The sequence below is a fragment of the Oceanobacter antarcticus genome, from assembly GCF_044962685.1.
Taxonomy (GTDB): Bacteria; Pseudomonadota; Gammaproteobacteria; order Pseudomonadales; family Oceanobacteraceae; genus Oceanobacter; species Oceanobacter antarcticus.
The window spans coordinates 26,454-46,643 of record NZ_JBBKTX010000021.1; the positions used below are offsets into that span (position 1 = coordinate 26,454).

The 20,190-nt window shown below is 53.7% G+C and carries 17 protein-coding genes and 1 tRNA gene; 13 read left to right on the forward strand and 5 right to left on the reverse strand.

The genetic code is table 11. The features are described from left to right. Positions 1–466 precede the first annotated feature (466 nt). From gyrA to pyrF, 11 genes are all read left to right on the forward strand, one after another. The gene (gene gyrA, locus WG929_RS15805; protein ID WP_416206850.1) at positions 467–3,214 is read left to right on the forward strand and encodes a DNA gyrase subunit A; all 2,748 of its coding nucleotides are present in this window, start codon (positions 467–469) and stop codon (positions 3,212–3,214) included. A gap of 58 nt (positions 3,215–3,272) precedes the next feature. Next, positions 3,273–4,355 (forward strand): 3-phosphoserine/phosphohydroxythreonine transaminase, encoded by a 1,083-nt coding sequence (gene serC / locus WG929_RS15810; RefSeq protein ID WP_416206851.1) that lies wholly within the window; start codon positions 3,273–3,275, stop codon positions 4,353–4,355. Between the two features lie 65 nt (positions 4,356–4,420). After that, the gene (gene pheA, locus WG929_RS15815; protein WP_416206852.1) at positions 4,421–5,512 is read left to right on the forward strand and encodes a prephenate dehydratase; all 1,092 of its coding nucleotides are present in this window, start codon (positions 4,421–4,423) and stop codon (positions 5,510–5,512) included. A gap of 125 nt (positions 5,513–5,637) precedes the next feature. Beyond that, on the forward strand, positions 5,638–6,750 hold the full coding sequence (gene hisC, locus WG929_RS15820) for a histidinol-phosphate transaminase (protein WP_416206853.1): 1,113 nt from the start codon (positions 5,638–5,640) through the stop codon (positions 6,748–6,750). Continuing rightward, positions 6,747–8,996: a bifunctional prephenate dehydrogenase/3-phosphoshikimate 1-carboxyvinyltransferase gene (locus tag WG929_RS15825; RefSeq protein WP_416206854.1), complete on the forward strand. Its 2,250-nt coding sequence runs from the start codon at positions 6,747–6,749 to the stop codon at positions 8,994–8,996. The genes hisC and WG929_RS15825 overlap by 4 nt, the downstream gene beginning before the upstream one ends. Positions 8,997–9,000: 4 nt before the next feature. Next, entirely contained in the window at positions 9,001–9,672 is a 672-nt protein-coding gene (gene cmk / locus WG929_RS15830) for a (d)CMP kinase (protein WP_416206895.1), read from the forward strand. 159 nt (positions 9,673–9,831) lie between these two features. After that, the gene (rpsA, locus tag WG929_RS15835) at positions 9,832–11,517 is read left to right on the forward strand and encodes a 30S ribosomal protein S1 (RefSeq protein WP_369854936.1); all 1,686 of its coding nucleotides are present in this window, start codon (positions 9,832–9,834) and stop codon (positions 11,515–11,517) included. A 411-nt stretch (positions 11,518–11,928) separates the two neighbouring features. Continuing rightward, positions 11,929–12,240, forward strand: coding sequence for an integration host factor subunit beta (ihfB, locus tag WG929_RS15840; RefSeq protein WP_416206855.1), 312 nt, complete (start codon positions 11,929–11,931; stop codon positions 12,238–12,240). A 23-nt stretch (positions 12,241–12,263) separates the two neighbouring features. Further along, positions 12,264–12,548, forward strand: a complete 285-nt coding sequence (locus tag WG929_RS15845; RefSeq protein WP_416206856.1) for a lipopolysaccharide assembly protein LapA domain-containing protein — start codon at positions 12,264–12,266, stop codon at positions 12,546–12,548. A 9-nt stretch (positions 12,549–12,557) separates the two neighbouring features. Beyond that, positions 12,558–13,742: a hypothetical protein gene (locus tag WG929_RS15850; protein ID WP_416206857.1), complete on the forward strand. Its 1,185-nt coding sequence runs from the start codon at positions 12,558–12,560 to the stop codon at positions 13,740–13,742. Continuing rightward, positions 13,739–14,479 (forward strand): orotidine-5'-phosphate decarboxylase, encoded by a 741-nt coding sequence (gene pyrF, locus WG929_RS15855; protein WP_416206858.1) that lies wholly within the window; start codon positions 13,739–13,741, stop codon positions 14,477–14,479. Before WG929_RS15850 ends, pyrF begins: the two co-directional genes overlap by 4 nt. A 228-nt stretch (positions 14,480–14,707) precedes the next feature. Here the strand turns inward: pyrF and WG929_RS15860 are convergent. The 5 genes from WG929_RS15860 to purM all read right to left on the reverse strand — a co-directional run bounded on the left by WG929_RS15860 (position 14,708) and on the right by purM (position 18,058). After that, positions 14,708–14,783 (reverse strand) — tRNA-Asn (locus WG929_RS15860). A 141-nt stretch (positions 14,784–14,924) separates the two neighbouring features. After that, positions 14,925–15,506 carry a dCTP deaminase gene (gene dcd, locus WG929_RS15865; RefSeq protein ID WP_369854931.1) on the reverse strand — a complete coding sequence of 194 codons (582 nt, stop codon included), beginning with the start codon at positions 15,504–15,506 and terminating at the stop codon, positions 14,925–14,927. A gap of 23 nt (positions 15,507–15,529) precedes the next feature. After that, on the reverse strand, positions 15,530–16,312 hold the full coding sequence (locus WG929_RS15870) for a DUF3108 domain-containing protein (protein WP_416206859.1): 783 nt from the start codon (positions 16,310–16,312) through the stop codon (positions 15,530–15,532). A 25-nt stretch (positions 16,313–16,337) separates the two neighbouring features. Further along, positions 16,338–17,009, reverse strand: a complete 672-nt coding sequence (gene purN, locus WG929_RS15875) for a phosphoribosylglycinamide formyltransferase (RefSeq protein WP_416206860.1) — start codon at positions 17,007–17,009, stop codon at positions 16,338–16,340. Continuing rightward, on the reverse strand, positions 17,006–18,058 hold the full coding sequence (gene purM / locus WG929_RS15880; RefSeq protein ID WP_369854928.1) for a phosphoribosylformylglycinamidine cyclo-ligase: 1,053 nt from the start codon (positions 18,056–18,058) through the stop codon (positions 17,006–17,008). The genes purN and purM overlap by 4 nt, the downstream gene beginning before the upstream one ends. A 339-nt stretch (positions 18,059–18,397) precedes the next feature. Here purM and WG929_RS15885 point away from each other — a divergent pair, with 339 nt between their 5' ends. Next, positions 18,398–19,423 carry a DUF8605 domain-containing protein gene (locus WG929_RS15885; RefSeq protein ID WP_416206861.1) on the forward strand — a complete coding sequence of 342 codons (1,026 nt, stop codon included), beginning with the start codon at positions 18,398–18,400 and terminating at the stop codon, positions 19,421–19,423. Further along, positions 19,423–20,124: a DnaA regulatory inactivator Hda gene (hda, locus tag WG929_RS15890; RefSeq protein WP_416206862.1), complete on the forward strand. Its 702-nt coding sequence runs from the start codon at positions 19,423–19,425 to the stop codon at positions 20,122–20,124. Before WG929_RS15885 ends, hda begins: the two co-directional genes overlap by 1 nt. The last annotated feature ends 66 nt before the right edge of the window (positions 20,125–20,190 follow it).

The window sequence follows — 20,190 nt, forward strand, 5'->3', positions numbered from 1 at the left end:
CATTTGATTGAGAGTGGGAGTTGCCGCCAGCAAGTGGCGGGTGCAGGGGCGATTATATCCATCGTTCGGGGGTGTTCGCGACTGCAGACTTGACGAGTACGCAAGATTGGGATTCAAAAATGCGGTTTGGGCGGCCGTCAAGGGCAATGGAGCGCTTTTGTCTGAAAAGACGTCCGCTGCCGGACATTTTGTCCAGCGTGGGCTTGTGGTTGTTCTGAGACGCTTCTGGCAGGGAGTGTACTAGGTTATCAGTGCTTTTATGGTATGCTGCGCGCTTTGTTTTGCGGTACTGGATGGGCTCGGCTTTGCAGCGGTCAGCACAGTGCGGCAAGGGTACTGAATTATGCTCTGGCAGTCGTTGTTGCGGGTGTCCGTTCAATTGTACCGTCACTGCAGTCAATACAGTCAAGTGAATGCCATCGCCACGGTATGTGGCCAAGCGATACAGCACGGATCTTAATAGTCTATGGGTGAGTTAGCCAAAGAAGTTCTCCCGATTAACATCGAAGATGAATTGCAACAATCGTACCTCGACTACGCCATGAGCGTGATTGTCGGACGGGCGTTGCCGGATGTTCGGGATGGTCTCAAACCGGTTCATCGTCGCGTACTGCATGCGATGAATGTACTGAACAACGACTGGAACAAGCCATACAAGAAATCTGCCCGTGTGGTCGGTGACGTGATTGGTAAATACCACCCCCACGGTGACTCTGCTGTTTACGACACCATTGTGCGTATGGCCCAGGATTTCTCCATGCGCTATACGCTGGTGGATGGTCAGGGCAACTTCGGCTCCGTTGACGGTGACTCGGCAGCGGCCATGCGTTATACCGAAATTCGCATGGACAAGATCAGCCATGACATGCTGGCTGATATTGAGAAAGACACCGTCGACTGGGTGCCCAACTACGATGGCACCGAGCAGATTCCAGAGGTATTGCCGACCCGTGTACCAAACTTGCTGGTAAATGGCTCGTCCGGTATTGCCGTCGGTATGGCGACCAATATTCCGCCGCACAACCTGACCGAAGTTCTGACCGGTTGTCTGGCGTTGATTGACAATCCGGATCTCGATATTGATGCGCTGATGGAATTTATTCCGGGCCCGGATTTCCCCACCGGTGCCTTTATTAACGGCCGTGATGGTATTGTCGAAGCCTATCGTACCGGTCGTGGCCGTATTTACCTGCGCGCCCGTCATCACTTCGAAACCGACGAAAAAAACGGCAAGGTCAGCATCATCTTCACCGAGATTCCCTATCAGGTGAACAAGGCCCGTCTGATTGAAAAAATCGCCGAGCTGGTCAAAGAAAAGAAACTTGAAGGTATCACCGAGCTGCGTGATGAGTCCGACAAGGACGGTATGCGCATTGTGATTGAGCTGCGCCGTGGCGAAATGCCGGAAGTGGTGCTGAACAACTTGTTCGCCCAGACCCAGTTGCAAGGTGTGTTTGGCATTAACGTGGTGGCACTGGTTGATGGCCAGCCCCGCACGCTGAACCTGAAGCAGTTGCTGGAAGCCTTCGTCAAGCACCGCCGCGAAGTGGTCACCCGTCGCACCATTTTTGATTTGCGCAAGGCGCGTGAACGTGGCCATTTGCTCGAAGGCCTGGCACTGGCACTGGCAAATATTGATCCGGTGATCCAGCTGATCAAGGAATCAACCAATGCGGCCGAAGCCAAAGAAAAACTGATCGCTACCGCTTGGGATCCAGGTGATGTGCTGGATATGCTGGAGCGTGCCGGTGAAGACGCCTGTCGTCCGGACGATCTGCCTGAAGAATTTGGTTTCCGGGCTGGCAAGTATCATCTGTCACCGGCGCAGGCGCAGGCCATTCTTGATCTGCGCTTGCAGAAACTGACCGGCCTTGAGCATGAAAAACTGATCGAAGAATACCAGCAAAAACTCGAAGAAATCGCCGAGTATCTGGAAATTCTCGGCAGTGCAGAGCGTTTGATGACCGTGATTCGTGAGGAGCTGGAAGCCATTCGCGCAGAGTACGGCGATGGCCGCAAAACCGAAATCATGGTGGTGAAACGTGATCTGAGCATGGCGGATCTGATTCCTGAAGAAGATCTGGTGCTGACGTTGTCGCACAGCGGCTATGCCAAGACTCAGCCGATTGATGCCTATCAGGCTCAGAAGCGTGGCGGCAAGGGTCGCTCGGCGACATCGGTCAAAGATGAAGACTTTATCGAACATCTGTTAGTGGTGAACAGCCATGATACGGTGCTGTGTTTTACCGATGCGGGCAAGGTCTATTGGCTGACGGTGTACGATATTCCGCAGGCCAGCCGTAACGCCAAGGGCCGCCCGATTGTGAACGTCCTGGCGCTGGACGAAGGCGAACGCATTACCGCGATTCTGCCGGTGGTTGAGTACCGCGAAGACAATTACGTCTTTATGGCGACGGCGCGGGGGACGGTGAAGAAAACCTCGCTTGACCAGTTTTCCCGTCCGCGCTCCAGCGGTCTGATCGCGTGTGAGCTGGACGAAGGTGATCATCTGGTGGGTGTTGCCATTACCGATGGCTCACGCGATATTATGCTGCTTTCTGATGCGGGCAAGGCGGTTCGTTTCTATGAAGGCCAGGACAGTGAAGGCAAGGGCGGCGTTCGGCCGATGGGCCGCACTGCTCGTGGCGTGCGGGGTATTACCCTGGGTCAGGGTCAGATGGTGATCGCGCTGATTATTCCACAGGAAAACGGCGCCATTCTGACCGCCTCGGAACGCGGCTTTGGCAAGCGCACCGAAGTGACCGAGTTCCCGACCAAGGGACGCGGTACACAAGGAGTTATTGCCATGGTCACCAATGACCGTAATGGTCGCATGGTGGGTGCCGTACAGGTGTTTGATGGCGAGGAAGTGATGCTGATCAGTGATCAGGGCACCCTGGTGCGGACACATGTTAACGAAGTATCACTGCTGGGCCGTAACACTCAGGGCGTTACCCTGATTCGCGTCAGCGACAAGGAAAAACTGGTTGGTCTGGAACGTATCTGTGATCCTGAAGACGACGAAGCCGTACTGGCTGCGCTGGCCGAAGGCGATGATACTGTCGTCAGTGGCGCTAGTGCGGATGCCTCTGCAGCGGAAGCGGGCAGCAGTGATGACCTTGATAGTGATGACCTTGATGATGACGGCGTCAGTACTGACACGGATGGCACAGAAGCAAACGACACCGAAGACAATGGCGACGACGTGGAATAAAAGCTGCGTTCGTCTGGATGGGGCGCTCCGGCGCCTGTAATACAGAGCAATCAATCTGATGAACCGAGTGTTTAACTTTTGTGCCGGCCCGGCAGCGCTGCCCACTGCGGTGCTGGAACGAGCGGGCCTGGAATTGGCAGACTGGCACGGCAAGGGCCTGTCTATTATGGAAATGAGTCACCGCAGCGCTGATTTTGTGGCGGTGGCAGAAAAAGCCGAACAGGATCTGCGCGACCTGATGGCCATTCCTGACAACTATAAAGTGTTGTTTATGCAGGGGGGGGCCAGCAGTCAGTTCGCCATGATCCCGCTGAATCTGGCGAATGGCAGTGGCAAGGTCGATCAGATTGTGACGGGTCAGTGGTCGAAAAAAGCCCTGGCAGAGGGCCGGCGCTTTGCCGATGTGCGGGTCATTGCTAATACCGAAGACAATCATTTTACCTCGGCCCCAACACAGTCGGAGCTGGCATTAAACGCCGATGCCGATTACGTCCACTATTGCCCTAATGAAACGATTGGTGGTGTGGCGTTTGATTATATTCCCGCTACCGGGGATGTGCCGCTGGTGGCTGACCTGTCATCAGCGATTCTGTCTGATACGCTGGATGTCAGTCGCTTCGGCATGATTTACGCGGGTGCACAGAAAAATATTGGCCCGGCGGGCCTGTGTGTGGTGATTATTCGTGACGACCTGTTGGGCAAGGCTCAGGCGGCAACTCCTACCATGTTTGATTACAAGGTGTGTGCGGATCACGGCTCCATGTATAACACGCCACCGACCTACAGCTGGTATCTGGCTGGCCTGGTGTTCGAGTGGCTGAAAGAACAGGGTGGGGTTGCGGCGATCGCGGCAGCCAATCATCGCAAGGCATCTCATCTGTATCAGTTTATTGATGGCCATGATTTTTATGCCAATCCGGTTGCCATCAATAATCGTTCAATCATGAACGTGCCGTTTACCCTGGCTGACAGTCGTCTGGACAAGCTCTTTTTGCAGCAGAGCGAAGCTGCCGGATTGCTGAATCTGGCCGGACACCGCAGTGTGGGCGGCATGCGCGCCAGTATTTATAATGCGGTCTCCGAAGTTGCGGTTGTGGCCCTGACTGATTTTATGACCGACTTTGCCCGTCGCCACGGTTAAGCCCGTCATTGGCCCGCCTGTCGGGCCAGTGATTCCATTCCAGACTAACGAAAGCAAGGCAACTCATGAGTGAAGCCCAGGAACTCGAACAACTGCGTCAGGCGATCGACTCTATCGACCGGCAAATTCAGGAGTTGATCAATCAGCGTGCCTGTTGTGCCAGGCAAGTTGCAGAAGTAAAAGAAAAATACGCGGCACTGGGTGAAACTGTGGTGTTTTATCGCCCGGAGCGGGAAGCACAGGTACTGCGTAATGTGATGGCGCGGAATACCGGCCCTTTGCCCAACGAAAGCATGGCGCGGCTGTTTCGTGAAATCATGTCCCAGTGCCTGGCACTGGAAGAGCCGCTCAATGTTGCTTTTCTCGGCCCGGAAGGCACCTTTACCCAGCAGGCAGCAGTCAAGCATTTTGGCCATGCCGTGTGCTGTCACAGTCAGGTATCGATTGCCGATGTGTTCCGCGAAGTGGAAAGTGGAGCCGCTAATTTTGGCGTTGTACCGGTAGAAAATTCCACAGAGGGCGTAGTGACTCATACCCTCGACAGTTTTTTTGATTCCAGCTTGCAGGTCTGCGGTGAAGTGACCTTACGCATCCATCATCATTTGATGCGCAAGGATCCCGAGCAGCCGATTGAGCGGATATATTCCCATGCCCAGTCGCTGGGACAATGTCGCCGTTGGCTCGATCAGCATTATCCGGGGATTGAGCGGATTGCCCTCAGTTCCAATGCGGAGGCCGCACGCCGGGCCAGTCTTGAGCCGGGCAGTGCGGCTATTGCAGGAGAAGTGGCGGCGGATCTTTACCAGTTGGTTGTCTGTAACGCCAATATCGAAGATCGTCCCGACAATACCACGCGCTTCCTGATTGTCGGGCGTCAAGCGACGCTTTCCAGTGGTGAAGACAAGACCTCGATCATGGTCTCCAGTCGTAACCAGCCGGGTGCCTTGTACCAGGTACTGGAGCCATTCCATCAGGCCGGTATCAGTCTGACCCGTATCGAAACCCGGCCAGCGCGCACCGGCACCTGGAATTATGCCTTTTTTATTGATTTTGAAGGCCACTGTGACGACGAGAGTATCCGCCCTGTGTTGGCGCAGTTGCAGCTGGTCGCAGCGGATTACAAATGGCTGGGTTCCTATCCGAAAGCGGTTCTGTAGAGCGGTTTTGCAACAATGGCCAGTGGATCAACCGATTCGTTGGGTTGGATAAACAACGTGTTAGCAGCCTATTAGGCGTCAGGTCGGGCGGTTCCCTTGCTTGGCCTATGGAATGAGATCAAATCATGAGTGTAGATTTTCAGCAGTTGGCCGTTGCCGGAGTGCGCGGTTTGAAACCTTATCAGCCTGGCAAGCCGATTGATGAACTGGCGCGTGAGCTGGGTCTGAATGAGGCGGATATTGTCAAACTGGCCAGTAACGAGAACCCGCTGGGTCCAAGTCCTGCCATTATTGATGCCATCCAGCAGCAGCTGGTGGAGCTGACCCGTTACCCGGATGGTGCCGGTTTTGAACTCAAGGCTGCACTGTGTGAGCGGCTGGGCGTTAGCGCCAGTCAACTGACGCTGGGTAATGGCTCCAGCGACATTCTTGATTTTGCCGTGCGGGTCTTCGTTAATCAGGGCGATAACGTGGTGGTATCCCAGCACGCATTCTCCATTTATGGTCTGGTCACTCGCGCCGTTGGTGGTGAAGTGATTGAAGTGCCAGCGCGAAATTTTGGCCATGATCTGGATGCCATGGCAGCCGCGATCAACGACCGCACCCGCATTGTCTTTGTGACCAACCCGAACAATCCGACCGGGACTTATAGTACTCGTGGGGAACTGGAAGCTTTTCTGGCGGCAGTGCCGGAGCAGGTGCTGGTGTTGCTGGACGAGGCGTATTTTGAATATGCCGAAGTCGAGGACTACCCTTGCGGCCTGGATTACCTGAGCCAGTATCCGAACCTGCTGGTGGCGCGTACCTTTTCCAAGGCCTATGGCTTGGCATCATTACGGGTTGGCTATGGCGTTTCCAGCCCGGTTGTGGCGGATCTGATGAATCGTGTGAGACCTCCGTTCAACGTCGATTCATTTGCGTTGGCAGCGGCGACAGCGGCCTTGCGTGACGACGCGTATCTGGCCAAAAGTATTGCCGCTAATCGTCAGGGTATGGTGCAACTGGTGGCTGCCTTTGAACAACTGGGGTTGAGCTATATCCCGTCGGTTGCCAACTTTGTCACGTTCAAACTGCCAGATGGCAGTGATGATAGGGAGGTGAACCAGCAGTTGTTACAGCTGGGGGTGATTATTCGGCCGGTCGCCAACTACGATATGCCGGGGTATATCCGCGTATCGGTAGGGACGGCTGCGGAAAACCAGACCTTTATTGATGCCTTGGCGAAGGTGTTGGCTTGACCACAGAGAACGGATTCTTTGTAAATCGGGTTGCGGTGATTGGCCTGGGGCTGATCGGTTGCTCCTGGGTCAAAGGACTGCGTGTTCGTGGTGGTGTTGGCGAGGTGATTGGATTTGACCGCAACCTCGATTCGATGGAGCTGGCGTGTCAGTCCGGCATTATTGACCGCTACGCGGCCTCTCCTGCCGCTGCTGTTGAAAATGCCGATCTGGTGATTGTTTCGGTACCGATTTTGTCGATACGACCGGTACTGGAGGCTCTCGCGCCAGCGCTGTCTGTCCACGCAGTGATTACCGATGTCGGTTCGGTCAAAGGTTCGGTGTCTGCTGATGTCAAAGCGGTATTTGGTGAAACCTTTGGCCGTTTTGTGCTGGGTCACCCGATTGCCGGTTCTGAGCGTAGCGGTGTAGCGGCGACAGATGAACATCTTTATTGCCGTCACAAGGTTATTATCACCCCCGAGACTTATACGGATCCGCAGGCGCTGCAGCTGGTAACGCAAGCCTGGCTGGCGGTAGGCGCTGAGGTGGAGTCGATGACGGTGAATCACCACGATGAGGTGTTGGCGGCGACCAGTCATCTGCCTCATTTGTTGGCTTATTCACTGGTGGATACGCTGGCCAACAGCCATGAAAACAAGGAAATTTTTAACTATGCTGCGGGGGGCTTTCGCGACTTCACCCGGATTGCCGCCAGCAGCCCGGAGATGTGGCGCGACATTTTTACCGCCAATCGCGATCACCTGTTGGCAACCCTGGATCTGTTTAACAAGGATCTTCAGCAGCTGCGCGAGGCCATCGTTGAAAACGATACCACGACCCTGATGGGGGTACTGACCCGTGCCAAGGCCGCCCGTGATCATTTTTCAAACATACTTGCCCGCAGGGCCTTTGTGGAACCTATGAAAACCAGCTCACTTTCTTACCTGGTACAACCCGCCCAAAGCCTGTCCGGCACATTCCGCGTGCCTGGCGACAAATCTATTTCGCATCGCTCCATCATGCTGGGCTCGCTGGCTAATGGTGTGACGGAAGTCACCGGCTTTCTGGAAGGTGAAGACAGCCTGGCAACATTGCAGGCTTTCCGGGATATGGGCGTGGTGATCGAAGGGCCGCACCGTGGTCGTGTGACCATTCATGGTGTGGGTCTGCAGGGGTTGAAAGCACCCGCCAATGCCTTGTATGTGGGCAATTCGGGAACCTCTATTCGACTGTTGTCTGGCTTATTGGCGGGTCAACAGTTTGATGTTGAAATGAGTGGCGATGAATCCCTGAGCAAACGCCCAATGGGGCGCGTTGCCGATCCACTGCGGTTGATGGGAGCCATCGTTGATACCGAAGACGGTGGTCGACCACCGTTAAAAATCAAGGGTGGCCATGCGCTGAAAGGCATTCACTACCATTTGCCGATGGCCAGTGCCCAGGTAAAAAGCTGTGTGCTGCTGGCCGGGCTGTATGCTGAAGGTCAAACCTCGGTGACTGAACCGGCACCCACTCGTGATCATACCGAACGAATGCTGAAAGGTTTTGGTTATGACGTGCAGGTGAATGGCAGTACCGTGACGATTCAGTCCGGTGGTGAATTAACCGCGACCAGTATCGATGTGCCTGCTGATATTTCGTCTACCGCTTTCTACATGGTGGGAGCCAGCATTGCGTCAGGTTCCGATATTACCTTGCAGCATGTTGGTATTAACCCGACTCGCATCGGCGTGATCAATATCCTGCGCGCCATGGGTGGCAATATCGAGGTTATGAATGAACGTGAAGTCGGTGGCGAACCGGTGGCGGATATTCGCGTGCGCTCCGCGCAGCTCAAGGGGATTCATATTCCTGAAGATCAGGTGCCACTGGCGATTGATGAATTCCCGGCGATCTTTATTGCCGCTGCCTGCGCTGAAGGTGAAACGGTGTTGACCGGAGCAGAAGAACTGCGAGTGAAAGAAAGTGACCGTATTCAATCCATGGTAGATGGCCTGAACGTATTGGGTGTGGCTGCCAAAGGTACGCAGGACGGTGCCATTATCCCCGGTTTTGGCGCAAACGGCTGCTTTGGTGGCGGTGTTATCGAAAGCCACGGCGACCACCGTATTGCGATGAGCTTCTCGATGGCATCGTTGCGTGCCGAAGCCGCGATTATCATTCACGACTGTGCCAATGTGGCGACGTCTTTCCCCGGCTATGTTGAACTGGCCAATAACGCCGGTCTGCAACTGGAAGAACAGGGAGAGGCGCGGGGTGACTGATACGATGGCGGTGGTGATCACTATTGATGGCCCATCCGGCGCTGGCAAGGGCACTGTGTGTGCTCGCCTGGCCGAGCAGTTGGGCTGGCATTTGCTGGATAGCGGTGCGCTTTATCGTATCACCGGGTTGGCGGCCAGTCGCAAGCAGATTGCGCTGGATGACGACGCAGCGGTTGCGGCTGTGGCCGCCGCGCTGGATGTACACTTTGAACCACTTGCCACCGGCGTACAGGTGATGCTGGAAGGTGAGAATGTCACCGATACTATTCGTACCGAGAAAGTGGGCAGTTTGGCCTCGCAAGTGGCTGCTTTACCGGCTGTACGTGCTGCACTGCTGCAACGTCAGCGTGATTTCCGGTTGACCCCCGGTCTGATCGCTGACGGTCGTGATATGGGCACAGTGGTGTTCCCCAATGCCGAGGTCAAAGTGTTCCTGACCGCCAGTGCTGAGGAACGGGGTCGGCGGCGATATGAACAGTTGCTTGACAAGGGATTTAATGCTAGTTTACCCGCCCTTATCGAAGACATCCGAGCTCGCGATGACCGCGACAGCAACCGGGCTGTTGCGCCACTGAAGCCTGCCGATGACGCTATAACCATTGACAGTACTGAGCTGACGATCGACCAGGTGTGCGAACACGTGGCAGATCTTGTTCGCAAAGCAGGACTGGTCTGAGATGAAATCCGGTACGTTTGCCAGCCCCCTGCTCTAAGGAATCAGAAGCGTACCAGGGTTTTTGTTTGATTTGACCCAAGTGTCTGGCCATTTGGAACGCGTCGCTATTCCGTCAACCATTTCATCGGAATATACGCTTTTATAGATAGGTGTTAATTCATGACCGAAAGTTTTGCTGAGTTATTTGAAGAATCCTTGAAAGAACTGGACATGCAGCCCGGTTCTATCGTCACTGGTACCGTCGTCGACATCGACAGCGACTGGGTAACAGTGAACTCTGGTCTGAAATCCGAAGCCGTAATTCCACGCAGCCAGTTCCTGAACGAAAAAGGTGAGCTGGAAGTTGCCATTGGCGACGAGACCCAGGTTTCCCTGGAAGCGGTTGAAGACGGCTTTGGTGAAACCAAACTGTCTCGTGAAAAAGCCAAGCGTGCTGAAAGCTGGAAAGAGCTTGAAAAAGCCTTTGAAGCTGAAGAAATGGTTACCGGTATCATCAACGGTAAGGTTAAAGGTGGTTTCACTGTTGACCTGAAGAACATCCGTGCCTTCCTGCCAGGCTCCCTGGTTGATGTCCGTCCTGTACGTGACACTGCCCACCTGGAAGGTAAAGAGCTGGAATTCAAGGTTATCAAGCTGGACGCCAAGCGTAACAACGTCGTGGTTTCCCGTCGTGCCGTTCTGGAAGCTGCTAACAGCCAGGAACGTGAAGAACTGCTGGCCAACCTGCAAGAAGGTCAATCTGTTAAGGGTATCGTCAAGAACCTGACCGACTACGGCGCGTTCGTAGATCTGGGCGGTGTTGACGGCCTGCTGCACATCACCGATATGGCCTGGAAGCGTATCAAGCATCCAAGTGAAATCGTTGCTGTTGGTGACGAGATCGACGTTAAAGTGCTGAAATTCGACCGTGAGCGCAACCGCGTTTCTCTGGGTCTGAAGCAACTGGGTGATGATCCATGGGTCAACATCAACGATCGTTACCCAGAAAGCGCTCGCGTTAAAGCGCGCGTCACCAACCTGACTGACTACGGCTGTTTTGCTGAGCTGGAAGAAGGTGTTGAAGGTCTGGTACACGTATCCGAAATGGATTGGACCAACAAGAATATTCACCCGTCCAAGGTGGTTCAAGTTGGCGACGAGATCGACGTGATGGTGCTGGATATCGACGAAGAACGTCGTCGTATCTCTCTGGGTATCAAGCAGTGCACCATGAACCCATGGGAAGAGTTCGGTACCAAGTGTAACAAGGGCGACAAGATCTCCGGTAAGATCAAGTCAATCACTGACTTCGGTATCTTCATCGGTCTGGACGGTGGTATTGACGGTCTGGTTCACCTGTCTGATATTTCTTGGAATGACACTGGCGAAGAAGCCGTGCGTAACTACAAGAAAGGCGATGAACTGGAAACCGTGATCCTGTCTATCGATCCAGAGCGCGAACGTATCTCTCTGGGTGTGAAGCAGCTGGAAAGCGACCCGTTCTCCGAGTTTGTTGCGGTTAATGACAAAGGCGCTATCGTAACTGGTAAGGTTATTTCAGTCGATGCCAAGTCGGCAGTGGTTGAGCTGGCCGCTGGTGTTGAAGCGGCTCTGAAAGCGTCTGAAATCAGCCGTGACAAGGTAGATGATGCCCGCGCTGTACTGAAAGAAGGCGATGAAGTACAGGGTGTTATCACCATGGTTGATCGTAAGAACCGTGCTTTGAGCATGTCTATCAAAGCCAAGGACAGTGCAGAAGATCGTCAGGCTCTGAAAGAGCAACGTACCAAGTCTGATGCTGAAGTGTCAGCTGGACCGACCACCATTGGTGATCTGATCAAAGAACAGCTTAATCAGAAAGACTAAGCTGGTCTGATTTAAAAAAACCCGCTTCGGCGGGTTTTTTTATGTCTTGTTATCCTCTGTTTCGATAATCGCCATTATTTCGGACAGCCACGGAGGGCGTCCCTTCGTACCAAATTCGTCGTCGCAGGGGGAGGGATTGTCCGTGTTCGTTGCGTCAAATACACCGGCGTCGTACGAACTGGCATTGTTCGTGTTGTCCACCGCGTCAAATGCGCCGGATTCCGCGATTCCCTCCTGGACAGCCAGGGAGGGAGTCCCTGTGTTTTTTATAGAGATTGATTGAATATTTCAGGTAACATCAGACAGGAAATGGCTTTGCTGTTTTTGAGTACATAAACAAACATCGAACGGTTGCATTTGTCGTCAGCTAACTGCATGATTTGACAAGAGTTATTGTCATGCAGTCACCTCATGGAGGAAAACGCTGTGACGAAGTCTGAACTGATAGAGCGTATCGTCAGTCGTCAGCCGCAATTATCTGCCAAAGATGTCGAGCTGGCGGTGAAAACGATGCTTGATTACATGTCTTTGACCTTGTCGTCGGGGGAGCGGATTGAAATTCGCGGATTTGGCAGTTTTTCGTTGCATTATCGTGCACCAAGGGTTGGGCGTAATCCCAAAACTGGTGAAACGGTAGAGCTACAGGGCAAGTTTGTGCCGCATTTTAAACCGGGCAAAGACTTGCGTGATCAGGTTAACGACAGTATCGACAGCGAACACTAAGGCCGTCGCGGCCAGGTAATATCATGCTGCAAAAAATCAGGATCGGCATAAGCCTGATCTCTTTCCTGCTTATATTTCTCTATTGTCTGACATTTGCGACTCGTAATAGCGAGCCACTGGATGTGTTTTTTCTGGTGGGTGATCCTGTCAACCTGCCGGTTGCTCTGTGGTTTGGTCTGATTCTGACGCTCGGTTGTATTATTGGTCTGCTGGCGGGCGTGATGTCGGTATTATCAAAGAAACGTCATATCCGTCGGTTGCAAAAAGCGCTCGATGAGGCACAGGAACGATCAGGCAGATTGCCATAGGCCTGCATCATGATGGAATCCGCAATTGTTTTTGTACTGGTACTGGTGGGTACAGGCCTTGGCTGGGTACTGGGTTACCGTTCAGGCAAGGTGCGCCCAAAAAATACTCCCGCTGACTGGATTCCCAGTATCGATTTTATCCTTGCGCAAAACACCGATATTACTCTCAAACGCCTTGTGAATGCCCAAACTTTGGATGATGACTCGATTGAGCTATTTCTCCGGTTAGGCTGTAGTTTGCGTGAAAAAGGTGAAGTGGAACGCGCCATTCATTTACACCAGACCTTGTTTGCCAGAACGGACTTAAAAGGAGTCTTGCTGCAAGAACTGGAGTTGGAGCTGGCAATGGACTTTGCCATGGCAGGTCTGCATGATCGGGCCGAACGGCTCTTGCTGGAATTGCTTGATGCCCGTGGTCGCATTCAGGAAAAGTCCGCCAAGGTATTGCTGGAATTACTGGAAGAAGAAGGCGCATGGCAGCAGGTGCTGGATTTGAACCGAGCGCGCAAACTACCCAACTCTGCCCTGTTACAGCGTCGTGTGGCGCATGCTGCCTGTGAATTGGCTGAGCGTGCGGCAGCTAGCGGCAATTATATTGAAACCCGCCAGCTCTGTCGTACCGCACTCAAGTCTGATGGCCGCTGTGCTCGTGCGTTTGTGGTGTTGGGGAATATGGCGTTTGAGCAGGACGAACCCAGTGAAGCTGTGCGTTGTTACCTCAAGGCGCTGGATCATGATCCGGGCTCTATTATTGCGATTCTTGATCCAATGGTTCGGTCATTCCACCAACTGGGGGATCCTCATGGTTTGCTGGCTCATCTGCAGCGTCATGGTGAAGGGCTGAATTACGTACCTGCATTGGTGGCGCGAGCCGAAACCCTGGCTGATATTGAAGGTGCTGAAACCGCAATTGCCGGGTTTATTCAGGATCTTGAAAAATACCCCTCGTATACCGGCTATGTTGCCATGCTGGGACTGCTGCTGCGCCACAAGCGCCGTTTGAGTGAGTCGCAGGCCCATGGGGTGTATGCTATTCTGCGTCGTATTGATACTGACGATCCGAGCTTTGTGTGCAGCCAATGCGGTTTCAAGGCGCGGGAGTTTCACTGGCGCTGCCCAAGTTGTAAAAACTGGGCCAGCCTCAAAGCGATCACCCCTTTTAGTCACCCCTCTGTTGCTATTGAAGACCTATGACCACTGTTACCTCTACTCCTGTTTTATCTGCTGTTGTTTCATCTAGTGTTGTATCGCCTATTGTTGTTGCGCTGGATTATTCCTCTGTCGACGCGGCGTTGGCGATGGCCAAGCTGTTGGATCCTGCACGCTGTCGGGTCAAAGTCGGCAAGGAGCTGTTTACCTCGGCGGGGCCGCTGGTGATTGAACAGCTGCAGCAGCTGGGATTTGAGGTTTTTCTGGATCTGAAATTTCACGATATTCCCAATACCTGTGCCAAGTCTGTCGCGGCTGCTGCGGATCTGGGTGTCTGGATGGTCAACGTCCATGCCAGTGGCGGGCGTCGTATGATGGAAGCGGCCCGTAACGAACTGGACAAGCGTGCCAGTCGACCCTTTCTGATCGGAGTAACGGTACTGACCTCAATGGACAGTGTCGACTTGGTTGAACTGGGTCTGAGTGTGACGCCGGAAGAGCACGTCGTACGGCTGGCGACGTTGGCACAGTCGTCTGGTCTGGATGGGGTGGTGTGTTCGGCGAATGAGCTGGCCGTTATTCGTCAACATTGCGGTGACGACTTCAAGACGGTGACACCTGGCATTCGTCCTTCCTGGAGTGATAATCAGGATCAGAAGCGGGTGATGACGCCAGAACAGGCTGTTGCTGCGGGAGTTGACTACATGGTGGTTGGCCGCCCGATTACCCAGTCAGAAGATCCGGCCGCTAGTTGCCAGCGGATTCTCGATAGTCTTGCCTGATGAAATCAGTTGCCTGCGCCATATGGATGTCCCCTAATGCCATGAAGTCGCTGTTGCAGGAATCATTCTGACGTTGGATCGATTCTGACGTTGGAGTAATTCTGGAAATACAGAGTGGCTAAATCAGCGCCAATGGCTGGTTTATTTGCGCCTGGATGGAGGGTTTTGCTGCTGTAGAAATAGTAGGTGTATATCGGATTTGGTGAATGCGGAAGAGAGATTACTTGTTGGCTCCCCGAGCTGGACTTGAACCAGCGACCAATAGATTAACAGTCTACTGCTCTACCAACTGAGCTATCGGGGAACATCAGCAAGTGGGGCGCATTATACGGAGCTGGTTTTTTGTGTCAATAGCTTCAATTTAAATAAAATAAGAGTTAATTCAATGTCTTAGCTTGGGCAGCGAGGTCGCCAGCAAGAATGGACGACCCTCTGCAAGAATCAGTTAATCCTTGGCAATACGGCTGAATACCGCACCTTTCTGGCCCTTGTATTTGGCGTTCTCTCGCTTGTTGTACGGACGTTTGGCCGGGCTGCTGAGAGTTTCAAACGACAGTGCGCAAATAATCATGGCGGGTCTTAGCGCCAGTGGCAGTTTGCCGTTGTTATAAAATTCCAGCACGATCTGGCCATCCCAGCCGGGGTCAATCCGTCCGGCGGTCAGGTGTACCACCAGACCGAGGCGAGCCAGTGAGCTGCGGCCATCCAGCCAGCCAACCAGATCATCCGGAATGGTGACGGATTCCATGGTGGCGCCGAGTACCAGTTCGCCAGGGTGGATATAGAGCGACTGATCATGAGCAATCTCGATTTCTTTGCTCATGATACGATCGATATCGCGCTCCAGTTGCGCCCGTTCGCCGGAAAGATCCAGATGGGTGGCGGAGTTGTTGCTGAATACCCGGAAGCGGTGGTCGAGGCGAAGGTCGACACTGATGCCAGCAATGGCATCCAGGCCGGGGGCTGGCTCGATAGTAATGCTGCCCTCGCTCAGGCGCTGTTCAATGTCGGCATCACTTAATCGCATGGCAGTTCTCTGGTTGGGGTCAGTTACAGGTTGGTACTGACCAGGTCAATCTGATATTGGATTTTGCCTTTTTTGCGATCCACCAGTTTTACCAGCAGGTAATCCTTGTCTTTCGCCAGCCAGGCATAAATTTCCCTGCGGTCGTCGCGTAACTGCTTGATTTTGATCGTATCCAGTACGCCGATACGGGTTTTTAACGGTTCTTCGGCAACGATAACAAATTCATAGCTGCGTACTCGGTTTTTCTCGAATACCTGGTAGTTCAGCTCGTTTTGGCCATTGGCGAGGTCGAGGCTGATTTGCAGCATATAAGTCAGCTTGTCTTGCAGGTTATCTTGCCATAAATCGTTAAATTCGCGCGCTTGCAAGGGGGCGCTGATCTGTTGCTGGGTCGCATCGAAGCGATAGTCCTGATCGTCTTCCTGTATCAGGCCCGAGCCTTTGTAATGGTAGCTTTGTGGCTGGATGATACCGTTGTGCAATGCAAAAACCGATTGCTCCTGGATGGACGCTGCTGATGCTTCAGCATCAAACGTCATTTGCCAGGATCCGTCTTCGCGTTGCTCCAGAGTGCGTTCTGCCGCAATGTTGAAGCTGAAAAATCCCCAGTCATAGCGGCTTGTGTACTTGGCCTTGAAAGGCTGCAGAGTATTTTGTGTTGCCTCTCCCTGTCTCTCCAGCGGGTCGTCGTTCGCCAGCTGTGACTTGGTATCACTCAGGGCAAAGGTTTGAGTGTCACCGTTACTGGCAAAAGCCAATAAGGGTGACAGTATCAGGGTGCAGGCCAGATATCTTATACGTCTCACAGATCATCCTCGCTGTGATGGTGATTTATGGCTGAGCTGTCAGTCTGAGTCCGGATGGCGGAAGAAGTTTACTATCGAGTGTTACGCCTTGGTCGGTCATGGCCAGTCGTCCCTGGGTGCACCACTTGACGATGATGGGATACAGGATGTGCTCCTGTATCTGCACCTTGTGTTGCAAGCTGGCAGCGGTTTCGCCAGTGTCTATGGTCACGACTGCCTGGGCAATCACCGGGCCACCATCCAGCTCTTCGGTGACAAAATGTACCGATACTCCATGCTCGCTATCACCGGCATCGATGGCGCGTTGATGGGTGTTTAATCCCTGATACAAAGGCAACAGGGAGGGGTGGATATTGATCATGCGGCCGCGATAATGCCGTACAAAGTCCGATGTCAGGATACGCATAAAGCCAGCCAGTACAATCAGATCGGGGGCAAGGTCATCAATCGCCCGCATCAGATTGGCATCAAACTCTTCGCGACTGCTGAATTGCTGGTGATCAACCAATATGGCTGGGATCTCCCGGTCGCGGGCGTGTTGCATGCCCGCTGCATCTGGACGATTAGATACGACACCTGCGACCATGGCATCAATGTCGCCGCTTTGTACCGCATCAGCAATGGCCATCATGTTGCTACCCGTACCTGAAATCAGTATCACAATACGGGGTTGGTCAAGTGCCGAGTCTGTCATCATACGGTGCGGTTACCGATGAATTCGACGGCGGCTTCGTCGCTGGTTTTTTCAACGATTTCACCAATGATCCAGGCCTGTTCGCCTTCGGCGTTCAGCAGGGCAATCGCCTGATCAGCCTTGTGTTCCGGCAGAGCGATGATCATGCCCACACCACAATTGAAGGTGCGGAACATTTCTGCCGTTGCGACGTTGCCAGCCTGTTGCAGCCATTCGAACACAGCTGGCCAGCGCCAGCTGTTGGTGTTGATAACGGCCTTGCAATTATCGGGCAGAACGCGCGGAATATTCTCCTGAAAACCACCGCCGGTGATGTGCGACAGGGCATGCACTTCGGTGGCATTAATCAGCTGTAATGCGGATTTGACGTAAATACGGGTGGGGGCCATCAGCGCCTCTGCCAGCGGTACACCGTCGAGGTCTTGCTGCAGGTCGGCGTTGGCTACTTCCAGGATCTTGCGAACCAGAGAATAGCCATTGGAATGAGGGCCGCTGGATGCCAGTGCAATGAGGGAATCACCGGCCTGGACTCTGGAGCCGTCAATGATGTCGGCTTTTTCAACGATACCAACACAAAAACCGGCTAGATCGTAGTCTTCGCCTTCATACATGCCTGGCATTTCAGCGGTTTCACCGCCAACCAGCGCAGCACCAGCCTGTTCACAGCCTGCGCCAATACCGCTGACAACGGCTGCGGCAACATCAACATTCAGATGACCTGTGGCGTAATAGTCGAGGAAAAACAAAGGCTCAGCACCAGAGACCACCAGGTCGTTAACACACATGGCGACCAGATCGATACCAATAGTGTCGTGCTTGCCCAGATCCATAGCCAGACGCAGCTTGGTGCCCACGCCATCGGTACCCGATACCAGCACGGGTTGATGGTAACCTTGTGGCAGTTCGAACAGGGCACCAAAACCACCGAGGCCGGCCATTACTTCCGGGCGGCGAGTGCGTTTGGCAACGTCCTTGATGCGTTCTACCAGTGCGTTTCCGGCATTGATGTCAACACCAGCGTCTTTATAGCTTAGGGATTTTGATTCGGTCATTCGGATTCACAGGGTGGCTGCAAAGAAGCGGGGTATTCTAGCGATTTGTGGCCTTCACTTCACCTGCCGCGACAAAGAAATAGCGCCGTATGGCCGGTTAATTTAGGTTGAATCACAGGGAAAGCCAGGTTTGTAGTGATGGCAGCGCCAAGATCACCATTCCTGATACTGAGTTCTCTTGGGTGCTTGCGCTGTGCGTGGCACAATAGCCGCCGCCTGACGTATTGGCCCGGTGGCCGTGTCGGTCAACGGTTTTAGTCGTTGATGGATGGGGTCAGAACTTATGTTCGCGGTGGTGGTTGTACGCCGTAAACCAGAATGACAAAGGAATTTTCACGCGTGCGCTCAGTCTTTCTGCGATTGATGTATTGTCTGTTGTTTACGACTCCCGTTGTTTCGGCGGGTGTGGTAACTGACTTGTATCAGGCTTCAATAGAGGTGTCTGATCGAACGCCAGCGACGCGACAGGCGGCGGTGCCAGCAGCATTGCTGCAAGTGCTCACCAAGGTTTCAGGGCGGCCAACAGCAGAGCTGAGTGGTCTGGCGGGCAAGTCGGCAAGCCAGTATCTGGCAAGTTTTCGTTATATATCACGGCCAAATGACGGTGTATTGATTCTGCAGGCCATGTTTGCTGCCGGGCAGGTGAATGATTTACTGGCCCGTCATGGCTTGCCGGTCTGGGGCAGTAATCGCCCGGATGTCACCTTCTGGTTAGGTGTTTCCCGCAGTGGCCGTCGTGCAGTGATTGGTGCGGATGACGACGGTGTTGATCAGTATGAAGCGTTGCGCCAAACGTTTGTGCAGCATGGCATTCCGTCGGTCTGGCCGATGCTGGATCTTGAGGATCGACTGGCATTACCAGCCGAACGCCTGTTCGGTCTGTTTCGGGATGATATTCGTGCGGCCTCTGTGCGCTACGACACGGATACCGTGGTAGCTGCCCGGATTATGCCATTTGCTGACGGCTGGCGTGCCGATGGCTATCTTGAGTACCGCCATGACAGTCTGCCTCTGGATGTTCAGGGAACCTCCGAGCAGGCTGTTGTGACGGCACTGGCAGAAGCGGTTGGTGGATATTTTTCTGGCCGCTATGGCGTGGTCACCTCGACCACGAGTATGTCATCGGAACAGCAAGCACTGACGATTCAGCATGTCACTCGCTATGACGACTACCAGTCAGTGCTGCGTCTGTTAGCCTCGGTTTCCGGGGTTGAACATGTCGATGTACTGGCGGTGCGTGGTGACAGTCTGGATCTGGGGCTGACGCTGAATGCCAGTTGGCCGCAAGTACTGACCAATATCCGTTTTGACGGACGAATCGGTGACAGCGATCTACCAGATACGCTGCGTTGGAAGGGGCGTTAATGGTCACTCCGCATCCTCAGCTGACCTTGTCTGTCTATGTGCGGGATGATGCACGCATTGCCAATTTCTACGCTGGTCCGAATGAAGAAGTGATTCAGGCGGTACAGCGTCAGTGGACATTGTCAGGCGATCCGTTTCTGTTCATCTGGGGTGATGCCGGTTGCGGCCTCAGCCACTTGTTGCAGGCGGCTTGCCATTACGCCGACGGCCTCGGTCACCACAGCGTATACCTGCCCTTAAAAGAACTGGTTAACTACAGTCCGGACGTGTTGGAATCGCTGGAACAGCTGCCGCTGGTGGTGCTGGACGATATCGATGCGGTGCTCGGTAATGACGACTGGGAGCTGGCGCTGTTTCATCTGTTTAATCGGGTGCGGGAAAATGACGGTCATTTACTGATTTCTGCCCGTTGCCCGCCACAGCAGCTGGCAGTGGCATTGCCGGATCTTGGCTCGCGTTTGTGCTGGGGGGTGGTGTATCACCTGGAATCGCTGCAGCCGGAAGAACGTGCTTTGGCGCTGGTGCTGCGGGCACGTCAGCGGGGTATTCTACTGGCAGAAGATGTTGCGCGTTTTATCGTCTCGCGGGGACCTGAGCCAATGGCAGGGTTGGCGGAGATACTGGATCACCTTGATCACGCCTCACTGACCCATCAGCGCAAGCTGACCATCCCTTTTGTCAAAGAAGAGATGGACTGGTAATCCTGTATCAGTAATGCAGAATTACCCTGGATTTATCCAGTTCCCACGCCATGCGTGGGAACGAGA